At 39.8% G+C, this 12518-nt stretch carries 14 protein-coding genes; 7 read left to right on the top strand and 7 right to left on the bottom strand.

Annotation, left to right across the window (positions count from 1 at the left end; translation table 11 throughout):
* Nucleotides 1-70: 70 nt before the first annotated feature.
* Nucleotides 71-217: a hypothetical protein gene (locus tag ACRYKC_RS03345; protein WP_433805254.1), complete on the bottom strand. Its 147-nt coding sequence runs from the start codon at nt 215-217 to the stop codon at nt 71-73.
* A 652-nt stretch (nt 218-869) separates the two neighbouring features.
* Here ACRYKC_RS03345 and ACRYKC_RS03340 point away from each other — a divergent pair.
* Nucleotides 870-2090 (top strand): cation:proton antiporter, encoded by a 1221-nt coding sequence (locus ACRYKC_RS03340; RefSeq protein WP_433805253.1) that lies wholly within the window; start codon nt 870-872, stop codon nt 2088-2090.
* A gap of 39 nt (nt 2091-2129) precedes the next feature.
* Here the strand turns inward: ACRYKC_RS03340 and ACRYKC_RS03335 are convergent, their stop codons facing one another.
* The 4 genes from ACRYKC_RS03335 to nfsA all read right to left on the bottom strand — a co-directional run bounded on the left by ACRYKC_RS03335 (nt 2130) and on the right by nfsA (nt 5001).
* Nucleotides 2130-2990 carry a VOC family protein gene (locus ACRYKC_RS03335; protein WP_433805252.1) on the bottom strand — a complete coding sequence of 287 codons (861 nt, stop codon included), beginning with the start codon at nt 2988-2990 and terminating at the stop codon, nt 2130-2132.
* A gap of 100 nt (nt 2991-3090) precedes the next feature.
* Nucleotides 3091-3420, bottom strand: coding sequence for a hypothetical protein (locus ACRYKC_RS03330; RefSeq protein WP_433805251.1), 330 nt, complete (start codon nt 3418-3420; stop codon nt 3091-3093).
* Nucleotides 3421-3518: 98 nt separating this feature from the next.
* On the bottom strand, nt 3519-4241 hold the full coding sequence (locus ACRYKC_RS03325) for an NAD-dependent protein deacylase (protein WP_433805250.1): 723 nt from the start codon (nt 4239-4241) through the stop codon (nt 3519-3521).
* A gap of 22 nt (nt 4242-4263) precedes the next feature.
* On the bottom strand, nt 4264-5001 hold the full coding sequence (gene nfsA, locus ACRYKC_RS03320) for an oxygen-insensitive NADPH nitroreductase (RefSeq protein WP_433805249.1): 738 nt from the start codon (nt 4999-5001) through the stop codon (nt 4264-4266).
* Between the two features lie 457 nt (nt 5002-5458).
* Between nfsA and ACRYKC_RS03315 the strand changes: the two genes are divergently transcribed.
* The gene (locus tag ACRYKC_RS03315; protein ID WP_433805248.1) at nt 5459-5809 is read left to right on the top strand and encodes a hypothetical protein; all 351 of its coding nucleotides are present in this window, start codon (nt 5459-5461) and stop codon (nt 5807-5809) included.
* A 5-nt stretch (nt 5810-5814) separates the two neighbouring features.
* On the opposite strand, the gene ACRYKC_RS03310 is transcribed toward ACRYKC_RS03315, so the two are convergent.
* Nucleotides 5815-6063 (bottom strand): hypothetical protein, encoded by a 249-nt coding sequence (locus ACRYKC_RS03310; RefSeq protein WP_433805247.1) that lies wholly within the window; start codon nt 6061-6063, stop codon nt 5815-5817.
* A 388-nt stretch (nt 6064-6451) separates the two neighbouring features.
* Here ACRYKC_RS03310 and ACRYKC_RS03305 point away from each other — a divergent pair, with 388 nt between their 5' ends.
* From ACRYKC_RS03305 to rsgA, 3 genes are all read left to right on the top strand, one after another.
* Nucleotides 6452-7429 (top strand): ATP-binding cassette domain-containing protein, encoded by a 978-nt coding sequence (locus tag ACRYKC_RS03305; RefSeq protein WP_433805246.1) that lies wholly within the window; start codon nt 6452-6454, stop codon nt 7427-7429.
* Nucleotides 7419-8198: an ABC transporter permease gene (locus ACRYKC_RS03300; protein ID WP_433805245.1), complete on the top strand. Its 780-nt coding sequence runs from the start codon at nt 7419-7421 to the stop codon at nt 8196-8198. The genes ACRYKC_RS03305 and ACRYKC_RS03300 overlap by 11 nt, the downstream gene beginning before the upstream one ends.
* Before the next feature lie 212 nt (nt 8199-8410).
* Nucleotides 8411-9451 carry a ribosome small subunit-dependent GTPase A gene (rsgA, locus tag ACRYKC_RS03295; protein ID WP_433805244.1) on the top strand — a complete coding sequence of 347 codons (1041 nt, stop codon included), beginning with the start codon at nt 8411-8413 and terminating at the stop codon, nt 9449-9451.
* A gap of 50 nt (nt 9452-9501) precedes the next feature.
* Here rsgA and glnA read toward each other — a convergent pair whose 3' ends face one another.
* Nucleotides 9502-10812 (bottom strand): type I glutamate--ammonia ligase, encoded by a 1311-nt coding sequence (gene glnA, locus ACRYKC_RS03290; RefSeq protein ID WP_433805243.1) that lies wholly within the window; start codon nt 10810-10812, stop codon nt 9502-9504.
* A 224-nt stretch (nt 10813-11036) separates the two neighbouring features.
* Between glnA and ACRYKC_RS03285 the strand changes: the two genes are divergently transcribed.
* Nucleotides 11037-11432, top strand: a complete 396-nt coding sequence (locus tag ACRYKC_RS03285) for a hypothetical protein (RefSeq protein WP_433805242.1) — start codon at nt 11037-11039, stop codon at nt 11430-11432.
* A gap of 107 nt (nt 11433-11539) precedes the next feature.
* Nucleotides 11540-12466 (top strand): manganese-dependent inorganic pyrophosphatase, encoded by a 927-nt coding sequence (locus ACRYKC_RS03280; protein ID WP_433805241.1) that lies wholly within the window; start codon nt 11540-11542, stop codon nt 12464-12466.
* The last annotated feature ends 52 nt before the right edge of the window (nt 12467-12518 follow it).

Below are 12518 nucleotides of genomic sequence, written 5' to 3'. Positions count from 1 at the left end.
AATATATGCGGGGTCACATCTTCCAAAATAGCCTTATAACCCTTTTGATATGGCTGTATGGATGATTCTGTTACTTAGTACCAGGCAAGGTGTTCGGTGAAATCGCTTGCTTTCCGCGAGGGTGACGGCAAGTCTCCTCATGGTCAAGTACATGGCTTTCTCTCGACCTTAATCGGCAATAGCCACAGCATTTTTTTCTTTGGACACGTCTCAACATATTTTAAGGTATTGTCCATAGTAAGCTAGCTCCTTCCGTAATGTAGCTCTGATTGGGTTTGGTTTCTTACCTATCTATACCCGATTAACCTACGATATTACGGGTAAGGAGCTAGTTTTTCGTTCATAATAACTCGGTTAGCTAAATTACCTCAAATAGTTGGACATTTATCTAACCTGAAGAGGGACTTCGGTTGAGAACATTTACGAAAGAAGGAAAATACCAGGCCGTTCATCGCTATTTAAACGAAGTGATACGATATCAATACAGCAGTAGATTGATGTGAAGTGCTTTCTAGTGTTGCTGGGTTCGTTTACTTCATGAAAGTAGGTATGGCTCGAAAATGACGTGACTCCCGCCGGAGAAGGATCTAGGCGAGACATCATATAGAGCGAAGCGAACGAGGAGGATTGCAAGCTCCCCTTTAGGAAAGTGAGTTATTTTCCAGACAACCCTAACCTCTATATGAGTACGAACCCAAATTATCTTAGGATCAAGTCTTCTATTATCCTCGAGTTACTATATTAATTTGTATAGCTCTTACTGAGGGCGTTTTTTTCGTATAAATTGTTTTTCTGAAGAACTATATTGAATAGTAAATGTAGGTAAAATGTGACACAATATGGATACTAGTTGTAAATGGAGGGAGATTATGCACGAATTTCACGATGCTTTTATTCAGATCCTCATTCTTTTAGCTATTTCAGTTACCGTCATCGGGATTGCCAAGCTTCTAAAAGAACCTTATTCAATCGCTCTTGTCATCGTCGGCTTGATTTTAGGTCTGACGAATTTTCCAATCATTGAAGATGCAGAATTCTACATAACACAATCGGAAGTTTTTCAGGCAACGGTCATCTCTTTATTTCTACCGATTTTATTAGGTGATGCCACGTTAAAATTGCCGTTTCATCATTTATACAGTCAGAAGAAGCCCGTGCTTGGGCTAGCATTTGTCGGCACATTCCTTTCGTTCATATGCATTGGAGCTGGAGCCTATTACTTGCTAGATCTGCCGCTCGCCGTAGCATTCACGTTTGCTGCTTTGATGAGTGCAACAGATCCTATTAGCGTTCTTTCTATTTTCAAATCCCTTGGTGTTCCTCAAAAGCTTTCCACAGTTATGGAAGGGGAGTCCTTATTCAATGATGGAATCGCTGTTGTTCTCTTTAAAATTGCCAGCATCTATTTGTTAACCTATATTGAGATGGGGTGGGCAGGTCTTGGGAGTGGTGTTTTCCTTTTTCTTAAGTTTGCAATTGGCGGAGCATTGATCGGTCTGTTGCTAGGATTCATTTTTTCGCAGGTTATCCGTGTTTTTGATGACTATCCACTTGAGATTGCTTTTAGTGCGTTATTGTTTTTCGGGAGTTATTTTATTGCTGAGCATTTCCATACTTCAGGTGTTATTGCCGTTGTCGTGGCGGGGTTTGTATTTGGAGATTACGGGGCAAAAATCGGGATGTCGATTGAAACAAGAACGAATATCAATACGTTCTGGGACGTCATTACGCTTCTAGCTAACTCTTTAATCTTCCTTATGGTTGGGCTTGAAATTAGAAATATTGACTTTGCTGGTAACTGGGGGTTTATCGCACTGGCCATTTTAATTGTGTTAATCGGACGCACAATTGCTCTTTATATTAGTACAGGTTGGATCAAAGAGTTGAATTCTAGAGAAAGAATTCTGTTAAATTGGGGAGGATTAAGAGGGAGCTTATCTATTGCGCTTGCCTTAAGTCTTCCTATGGAGTTCGATGGCAGAGAACAAGTGCTGTTGTTCACTTTCTCTGTTGTCCTATTCTCATTAATCGTCCAAGGGTTGACGATAAAACCTTTGATTCAAAAGTTAGGAATAACAAAACCCTCCTAATCATTCAAAAAATGTTCTCCTCAGATGGGAGAACATTTTTTATGTTTTCTCTACAACCAAATGGACTTTGTTTCCAGATGGATCTTCTGTTCTATAGAACTCTGGGTCTTTAATTACAGGGTAGTCTAGAGCATCCAATAGATGTGCCGCGATCTCTCTTTTTTCATTATCGGGAAAAATAATGGAAAAGGCATTTAATCCAGCACTATCTTCTGGAGCTGAAGGTGCATGAACACCTTTCCACATATTGAATGCTAAATGATGGTGATAACCACCTGTAGACATAAATAAAGCTTGATTTCCTAAGCGACTTACGACTTCGAATCCTAGTGCTTCGTAAAAAGTTTGTGTGGTTTGTAATTCTGCCACATGCAAATGAATATGACCCATTTTAGTATGTGCCGGCAACCCTTGACCATCACTATTCTCAAGCTCGCTTAGCAAATCATTGGTGTTGAGTGGATCCACGGCCATTTTTACTCTATTTTGATTCCAAATCCAATTTTCAGAGTTGCGATCTGTGTAAATTTCAATACCGTTTCCATCTGGATCACTTAAGTACAGAGCTTCACTTACAAGGTGGTCGGATGCCCCTAAGCGAATGCCGATTTTAGTAAGATGGTGGAGAACTTTTGCAAGGTCTTTTCTAGTAGGGACAAGTAGGGCAAAATGATAAAGACCTGTTGCAGAGGCTTGTATTGGTTTCACAAAATCAGGCTGTTCAATCGTTAGCAGTACGGAGGATCCATCTGCTGTTAGATGAGCGTTCCTTTTTGTCTGTTTTAAAATCTGAAGACCAATCACGTCCTGATAAAATTGAACCGATCTTTTGAGGTCTTGGACATTTATCTTAACTCGACCTATATAGGTATTTGGACTTTTAAAAAACTTTTCCTCCAAGGTCTATTCCCCCATTTACCTTCATTTGATTACGTACGATAGAGGAGGGCTGCACTTATAGTCAAGAAATATGCCCCCTGGGAAATAGGAAACTTAGGGTTTATCCTATAAAATAATCTCGATAAATAACGAAAATGGCTACAAGGCCCACTGCTCCATAGGCAATGGCTGTATAAAAACTAGCTGAGGGTGTAAACTTTTTTTCAACAGTTGTCTGTTTTACACCTGTTTGAGACTGAACCCTTAAGTCGAGACTTCGACTGGAGTATCCCCCAGATGAGTTAAAAAACTTGATCGTTACGGCTGCTGCAAGACCCAGGACAAAACTTAGATCAATAAAGTGAGTGTCCAATAGTAGAGCAAGTCCATAGTTAATCACACCGAGTACTAAAATGGTAATGATGGAAGCTATCCATTTAGTAATGTTCATCTCCCCCTAAGAATGGTTTTATCTAGATACGAAAAGCTGAGGGAAAAGGTTTCACTAATCTGAAAAATCCCTCCATCTGATGATGCAGGGATAAAATCTTACAGGAAATTTTTTAATCGCTTTACAGCATGAGATAAATCATCATGGATGATGTAATCGAACAGACTATCTTTCTCTGTCGGTTCGTTATTTATTATCGCAGATGTGATACCAGCTTCTGCAGCAGAGTAAGGCAATAGACTAAAAGGTGTTACGAAAAGCGACGTACCCATCACTAATAGCAGATCGGCTTCTTTGATAACGGCTTCGGACTCTTCATGTGCTGTAATTAAGTCTCCAAATAATAAAACATCAGGTTTTAAAATCGTTCCGCATTGGTCGCATTGTGGAATAGCATTTTCCATCACATAATCTAGTGAGAAAGAACGTCCGCAATTAGGACAGCTTGAGCGATTTAACGTTCCGTGATATTCAATCACATTTCTGCTTTCAGCGATCTGATGCAGACCATCAACGTTTTGTGTAATCACTGTAACGCTTCGCTCCTTATTTTCCAATTCATAAATAAATTGGTGAACCGGGTTAGGCCTATAGTTCTTTAATAATTTTAAACGGAAAATCGCTTTATATTTCTTCCAAAAGTCTTCTGGATCATGAAAGAAATAATTAGAAGACATATAATATTCCCTTGACTTATCTTCACTCCAAAGCCCTTCACTTGAGCGAAAATCAGGAATGCCGCTGGCGGTAGACACCCCAGCTCCAGTCAGTACGACGACATTTTCTGCATTCCTTAAATGTAGAGCTAATGTTTTGTACACGTGATCACTCTCCAACTATCTTTTATCTTTTATTGAACCCTTTTTTTTGCACTAAGTCCGTAACATCCATTCTCATCGGTTTAGTAAAACGTCTGAGCATTTGATCCGTCCATGTATCCACACGGTTGTTGCTCGAACGGGACTGATAATATGAAGCAATCTCTTTATCAAAGGCTTTAAGTTCACTCGTATGGTCTTTATACTCATTTTCAAAATATACAGCTTCTTTAGGTAGCCTTGGCTTTTGGTTTGGTGAGTGTGCAGGGACACCAAGCACCATTCCGAATAAAGGGATAACATGTGGGGGTAAGGAAAGTATTTCATCCACTCGTTCTAAATGGTTTCGAATACTTCCGATATAACATATACCAAGCCCCATAGACTCAGCAGTTATCGCGGCATTTTGAGCAGCCAGTGCCGCATCAATAGCAGAAACTAAAAAATGCTCACTATTTTCGAGGTTTGGCTTCATGTTTTCGTACTGCTCTTCATTCGCTTTAAGTGTATGACGATGTAAATCAGCACAGAAAATCAGCAAATGACCGTTATCTTTTACATAAGCTTGTCCGGTGATCTCCGCTAACTCTGTTTTTTTAGCTGGATCAGTTACTCCAATTATACTGTACGCCATCATATAACTTGACGTTGAAGCTTGTTGGGCTGCTGATACGATGGTGGACAGCTGTTCATTAGTGACTGGGGTGTCCTTGAATTTTCTTATTGAGCGGTGGTTCAATATGGTTTCAATTGTTTTATTCATGATTTCCTCCTGATCTGTTTAATGTGCAACTTATAAAATGATGCAAGTTTTTATTGAATTAGTGCAAGCAAAGTTCTAAATGGTGCAAGAACACCCAGGTTTGGTGCAACGAGGCCCCCAAAAATTTAAAAAGACCTCCTACACTGGTGAAAACTCTACTTAAATTATGAGCTTTAGCAAGTAAAATTAAAAGCACTAATGGTAAACGATAAGTTTTTCTTGTCATCCATAAAAGTAACAGATTAAGACATAAATGGATAATGTTTGAGCTTGTTTGTTCGTTTCCGGTTGATCAATACTCTGCTATTCTAAATGATTTAATAAGAAACTTTACTTCCTAACATTATTAGATAAAAAAACACAGTATAGATGAGGGTTTTTGAGGGGGTTAGCAGGGATTTTGTCGATAGATGAAGAATTCTAATTAAATAATAAAACTTTGCAGGGGGTGGGAGACTTGGCAGAAGTATTCGACTTTCAGTATTACAAAACGAAGAAAATCGTAGAGATGCGTTTTAGGAACCGGGGATTGATATTCGAGGTGTACATGTCGACGGTCCAGTTCGTACATCATTACATTGAACCAACCTATGAAAATCCGGTTGAACATCTCACGACGGACATCAACTTGAAACATCTATACAATGGAGACAGAGACCGGTTCATTGCAACTTTCGCAGCTCTTGTGAAGTATTGGGAGATCGAACCATACCCTAATCGAGAAATTCCCATGAACAGAGAATTTGAAAGGTTCCCTACTCTGGGTGATTTATGTAAGTATATAGAAAAAAGGGTGAAATACCTATAAGACCCTTAAGCCTCATAGCTTTCACCCTTCTTCGTATTCACAATTCCCACATAAAATTGGATGACCCCCAAGGCCAAGATAACCGGGCCGATAGTGACCGCAAAGGCAGGGCTGATCATGATTTGAACCATACCTGCAATTAACACCATCCCATATCTTTTTGCTCTGAAAGAATGATACGCCCAGAAGACGGACAGGGCAAACATTACCCACAAAGCTGGCACAAACCAACTGACTTCAAATAAATTTTGCATGTCTGGCAACTCCTTTTTAGATTTTTTTGAATGTTTAATAATATTGATATGGTACCATTTGTAAAGTCGCCTGGACAAGAGCGAAAAACGTCTAGTTTTGCGAACGGTAAAAAGGCAGCTAAACTCAATGATTCCCAGATCGAAAACTCCTAAAATATTACTTTGGAAATTTATTATGTAAAATAAGTTATATCTCTAACACTTAAATATTTTTATCTCAGTACGGTGTGAAATTTTACTCCGTATTTTTTTAGTTTCGGATGGTAAGTGAGGTGTTCTATATCTTAAATGTGTTAAATGGCAAATTATTAGGTGAAAATGGATATAAAGTTCGGTATGTTAAAGGTAAGAATTTTTTTGACACTGATGCCGAATATAAATTGTAGGAGTGATTCGTTTGAATGGGAAGATTGAGGTGGAACACCTTTCAAAGACGTTTAGAAAAGGAAACGTTCAAGCTGTAAAAGATGTCAGTTTTACTGTAAATGAAGGAGAATTCTTTGCATTCTTAGGTCCTAACGGAGCAGGGAAGTCAACTACTGTTCAAATCCTTACAACGTTGATCAATGCGACTGGCGGAAAAGCGATTGTAGCTGGTCACGACGTAATCAAAGAACCAGAAAAAGTAAGAAGATATATTGGAGTTGCTCTTCAGGAAACAGGCGTAGATCCTGACTTAACAGGTCGCGAAATGTTGGAACTGCATGCAAGTATATTTGGTTTCTCGAAAAACGCTGCCAAAAAGAGGGCCAACGAACTGTTAGATATCGTCCAGCTAAAAGAGGCGGCAGAACGAAGAGTAGGGAATTACTCCGGTGGGATGAGAAGGAGGCTGGATCTAGCTCTGACTTTAGTAAATGAGCCAAAAATCCTTTTCCTGGATGAACCGACAACAGGTCTTGATCCATCTAACCGAATGGCGATTTGGAAAGAATTGCGGAGGTTAAATGAAGAAAACCAGACTACGATATTCTTAACCACTCAATATTTAGAAGAAGCAGACTCGCTTGCTCAAAGGATCAGCATTATTAATAATGGGGAAATTGTTGCAACGGGAACTCCTAAAGAATTGAAAGCCCAAATAGGAAATGATCTAGTAACCATGACCTTTTATTCGGAAGAAGACGAGCAGAAAGCAGAACAATTATTAATAGAACAGTTTGGTCAAAGTGAGGTTATTTTGCAAAATAAGAAACTTACAGTGTATGTAGAGGATGGAACGAAAAAATTACTGGAAATTGTTCGGTTACTGGTTCAACGGGATATCCAGGTGGAAACCATCAATCTATCATCACCGACGCTTGATGACATCTTCCTTAAAATCACTAATGAGCAAGTAGAAAGGAGCGAGTCGGTTGGGGAATAACGTTTGGAAAGATACATGGCTAATTACAGTCAGAAATATTAAAACAACCTTGCGAAACCCATTTTCATTTATTCCGAACCTTATGATCTCAGCTTTTTTTCTACTTGTATATGAAGGAGGATTGAGCGGTATTTCTCAACTGCCGACTTTTGAAGGAGCAAACTATCTCGCTTTTATTCTGCCTGTTTCTATCGTTTCAGCTGCTATTGGAGGAGCAGGTGGAGCAGGTCAAGGGATTGTCAAAGATATTGAGAATGGCTTTTTCTCCCGGCTCTTATTGACACCTGCTTCCAGGCTGGCGATAGTATTAGGACCAATTATTGCCGGAATGTTGCAGCTATTCATTCAGACTATATTAATTATAGGGATTGGCTTTTTGTTAGGACTAGAAGTAGAAACTGGATTTGGAGGAATTCTATTTGTTCTTCTGATTGCAATTGGATGGGGACTTGCTTTTGCAGGGTATTCCGCAGGAGTCGCACTAAGAACGAAAAACGCCCAGGCCGCTCAAGCCGGCACGTTCATCTTTTTCCCACTAATTTTTCTCAGCACAACTTTTGTTCCATATGAGTTGATTGAAGCACAGTGGTTAAAAGTAGCGGCAACGATTAATCCGACGACCTATATTTTTGAAAGTATGCGTACCGCACTTATTGATGGCTGGATATTCTGGGATTTGATGCAAGGAGTTATAGCAATTGTTATTGCCTGCACGATTACGATTACATTTGCCGCGGTTTCAGCAAAGAAGGCTGTCTCGCGGGGATAATTGAAAGAAGTCACGTTTCCTTTGAGGTTGTGGTTTTTTCTGTCAGACGGTCCTTTTTGGGAGACTTTTGATATACTAGTAACATACTCAAAAAAGTTAGGAGCTGATGTTTTATGAGAGATTTGAATATACGCCTATCTATAATCAATCAACAAACATTCAATGGAGGGCACATCATCTCTTAATGTCCTCCAAAAACAGGAGGAATTTTATTGAATCAATTGGAACGTAAAGATTTTCACTCATTTTTTCAAGAGCAAGTAAAAGGGGAGGAACATATTGCGAGAGTCACACGTTTCTCTCACGGGATATACACTCTTGCAGACGATACACAAACGTATAAGGCAAATCTGTCCGGACGCTACCACTACGAAATTGTGACGTCAAGAGACTATCCAGCTGTCGGTGATTGGGTCGTCTTTCAGCCCTATGAGAATGGAGAAAAAGCGGTCATCCACCATTTATTACAAAGACAAACGTTGTTATCCAGAAAGCAGGCGGGTACGAGTAAGCATGAACAAGTGATTGCAGCTAACGTTGACAAAGTATTTATTGTAACAGCTTTAACGCAAGAATTTAATGTTCGTCGTCTAGAACGTTATATTCAACAGGTCTATGAAAGTGGCGCCATACCTATTGTCGTATGCACGAAGCGTGATTTGTGTGAAGACGTTGAAAATAAAATCGCACTTGCAAAACTCAGTGCACCAGGTGTTCCCGTTCATGCCATCGACAATCTGAATGGCGAAGGGGTAGAGCGACTACTTGAAGAAGTGAAGCCGGGAGAGACAATTTCTTTGATCGGTTCCTCCGGTGTCGGCAAATCCACGTTGATTAATCGGATGCTGAACGACGATGTGCAGAAGACGAACCGGGTTAGAGAGAGTGATGACCGTGGTCGCCATACGACGACTCACAGAGAGCTGTTTTCTTTGTCTAATGACATTTTTATTATTGATACACCGGGCATGCGCGAGCTTCAGTTGTGGGGGGAAGAACTTGGAGTGGAAGCCACTTTTGCGGATATTGAGAAGTTGAGTCCTGATTGTAAGTTCAGAGATTGTGAACATACTTCTGAACCTGGCTGTGCTGTCCAACATGCAATTGAAGCTGGAGAGATCGATGAAGGAAGGTTGAAGAGCTATAATAAGCTAAAGCGGGAATTGTATCGTTTGGAGCTAAAAGACTTGCACGGACAACATATTACTAACCGAATGCTGCATGGACCAAACAAGAAAAAGTTTTCTAATTAAGAAAAAGCAGGACTCGAAACCGAGTCCTGCTTTTTTAGCAACTTCTTATTTTACTTGTTCATATAACGATGGATTTCCCAAGAGCTGACACGCAGGGAATATTCTTTCCATTCTTGCTTTTTATCAGCTACATAAGCTTGAGATGTATGATCACCTAGAGCATTCATAAGCAGTTCGTCTTTCTGAAGTGCTTGTATTGCTTCTTTTAAGTTTGTAGGAAGCGTCGGTACACTATCGTCCGTCACTTCGTAAAGGTTACGGCTTTCTGCTTCTCCGGCATTCAACTCGTTACGAATGCCGTCAAGACCAGCTTGAATCAAAACAGCAAGCGTCAAGTAAGGATTTGCTGTAGGGTCCGGATTACGTACTTCAAATCGAGTACCATTTCCGCGAGTATTAGGTACACGGATCATACAGCTGCGGTTAGAGTGTGACCAAGCAACGCTAACTGGCGCCTCATAACCTGGAACAAGACGCTTATAGGAGTTAACATTCGGGTTTGTAATGGCAGTTATTCCATCTGCGTGGTGAAGGATACCCGCGATGAATTGTTTCATAGTCTTAGAAACGCCATCTTTAGCATCTTCATCGTAAAACGCGCTGTCACCATCTTGGAATAGGGAAAGGTGGCAGTGCATTCCAGAACCGTTTTCACCTGAGAATGGTTTCGGCATGAATGTAGCGTGATAAGAATGGTTCGTAGCGATATCCTTAACAACGCTCTTGAACGTTTGGATATTATCAGCTGTTTTCAGCATGTTATCGAAACGGAAGTTGATTTCGTGCTGTCCCATGGCAACTTCGTGGTGAGAAGCTTCCATTTCAAAACCAAATTTCTTCAATGTTCGAACGATATCACGGCGTACTTTATCTCCTTTGTCAATCGGAGAGGCATCAAAATATCCGCCACGGTCGTTCATTTCGCGAATTGGATAGCCGTTCTCATCAAGCTTGAATAAGAAGAATTCAGGCTCTGGACCAACATTTACAGTATAGCCCATTTCCTCTGCTTCCTGCATCGCACGCTTAAGAATATATCGAGGGTCACCTTCGAATGGTGTACCGTCTGTCTTATAGATGTCACAAATAAAACGAGCACTGCGGTCTTCGTCTACCAGGGAAGGCAGGATTAAGAATGTGTCTAAATCTGGTACAAGATACATATCACTTTCTTGGATTTCTGAGAAGCCAGAAATGGAGGAACTATCAAACATTGCTTCGTCATTTAGGATCATATCTAATTCTTCAGCAGGTAATTCTACATTTTTAGTATCACCCAACATATCTGTGAATTCTAGTAAAATAAATTCTACGCGATTTTCCTTTACTTCCTGTTTAATTGCTTCTTTTGTGTAAGTCATACATTACCCTCTCTTTTAATGTTTTATAAGTTTATTTATCCAAAAAAGGCTGGATATGTACCTCAAAATTCCTTATGTAAGGAATTCTAACACATTGTGTAGAGAAATCTCAAATGTGTTTTTAAATTTTTTGAAAATGATAGAATACTATTCTCAAACTGTCAAACTTTAAATCAATGAATCTAAAGGGCAAAAAAGGCGTATAGATGTGATGAGGTGATGAAATGAAAAAATATATTTTTCTTACTTTAGGACAGGGGATGCTGATTTTTTTCTTTACCTATTCAGCCTCAATCATCGATAAAAACTTACAAGAGATAGCCAAACAAACTTTTCAAGTCTATCCCTATATCCTTTTTAATCAATTCGCCTATGTTCCCATTGGACTTATTCTAGGTTTTGGGTATTGGATTACCCAGAAAAAGCGGGAAGGTTCATGGAAAATGGACAAAATTCGCCTAACTATTATAGGTCTCCCTGCACTTTATTTCTTGCTAGTACCCTATATTGTTAATGTTGAACCTCTATTTCCACTTTTAATGATGACAAATTCTTCTTTATCTGGTGTCATACAGGTTGTGGTGGGTTATATTTTTATAACTAGTTTTCATAAGAGTTAGGTGTCTCTTAGAAGCGGGAATGGACGAACAAAGGGATATGCATTATAATCGTGTCTGTAAACCATATAGAAGATACATAATTTCTTATAGAAGAAAGGAGCATGACAATGAGTAAAACTTTAATTTTTGGTCACAAAAGCCCAGATACGGACACGATTTGCTCTGCGCTCGTTTATTCAGACCTGAAAAATTCTTTAGGCTTGGACACAGAGCCTGTACGACTAGGAGAGGTGAACGCTGAAACCCAGTACGCTTTGGACCAATTTAATGTGGAAGCACCACGCTTAGTTGAGCGTGTTTCGGACGAAGTGGAACAAGTGATCCTTGTCGACCATAACGAACGCCAGCAAAGTGTCGATGATATTGAGGATGTCCAAGTGACTGAAGTTATCGATCACCACCGAATTGCAAATTTTGAAACGAAAGGCCCTCTATACTATCGTGCGGAGCCTGTAGGATGTACAGCAACTATTTTGAATAAGATTTATAAAGAAAAAGGACTGGAAGTTTCTAAACCGATGGCAGGTTTGATGCTTTCTGCGATCATTTCCGACTCTTTATTATTCAAATCCCCTACTTGTACGGATGAAGATGTTGAAGCTGCTAAGGAGCTGGCAGAAATTGCTGGAGTCAACGCTGAGGAATACGGCCTGCAAATGTTAAAAGCAGGAGCGGATATTAGTGATAAAACAGCTGAAGAACTAATTACAGGTGATGCGAAAGAATTCACTATGGGAAGTAAAAAGGTTGAAATTGCACAAGTCAACACAGTGGATACAGATGATGTATTAACTCGTAAAGCAGAACTTGAGGCAGCTATGGAAAAGACCGTTTCAGAAAAAGGTCTTGACCTCTTCCTGTTAGTGGTAACAGATATCCTGACAAACAATTCCACTGTTGTTGCTGTCGGCGAACAAGCAGCAGCTGTCTCTCAAGCCTTTGATGTGGCACTTGAAGGGAACCAGGCGGTACTTGAAGGTGTCGTATCCCGTAAGAAGCAAATTGTTCCACCATTAAACCAACATTTCGCCTAAATAGCAAAAAAGCGGTCTTCTACTTTAGGAGACCGCTTTTTTGATAAATAAA

Origin of the sequence: Halobacillus sp. A1-3, assembly GCF_050971765.1 — a bacterium.
Lineage (GTDB): Bacteria > Bacillota > Bacilli > Bacillales > Halobacillaceae > Halobacillus > Halobacillus mangrovi_B.
The sequence above is the reverse complement of the archived record's forward strand: the minus strand, read 5'-3'. Positions and strand labels throughout refer to the sequence as shown.

Coding starts and splice junctions, on each gene's coding strand:
- ACRYKC_RS03345 (WP_433805254.1), bottom strand. CDS start 217: ATGTTGAGACGTGTCCAAAGAAAAAAATGCTGTGGCTATTGCCGATTA.
- ACRYKC_RS03340 (WP_433805253.1), top strand. CDS start 870: ATGCACGAATTTCACGATGCTTTTATTCAGATCCTCATTCTTTTAGCT.
- ACRYKC_RS03330 (WP_433805251.1), bottom strand. CDS start 3,420: ATGAACATTACTAAATGGATAGCTTCCATCATTACCATTTTAGTACTC.
- nfsA (WP_433805249.1), bottom strand. CDS start 5,001: ATGAATAAAACAATTGAAACCATATTGAACCACCGCTCAATAAGAAAA.
- ACRYKC_RS03310 (WP_433805247.1), bottom strand. CDS start 6,063: ATGCAAAATTTATTTGAAGTCAGTTGGTTTGTGCCAGCTTTGTGGGTA.
- glnA (WP_433805243.1), bottom strand. CDS start 10,812: ATGACTTACACAAAAGAAGCAATTAAACAGGAAGTAAAGGAAAATCGC.
- ACRYKC_RS03285 (WP_433805242.1), top strand. CDS start 11,037: ATGAAAAAATATATTTTTCTTACTTTAGGACAGGGGATGCTGATTTTT.
- ACRYKC_RS03280 (WP_433805241.1), top strand. CDS start 11,540: ATGAGTAAAACTTTAATTTTTGGTCACAAAAGCCCAGATACGGACACG.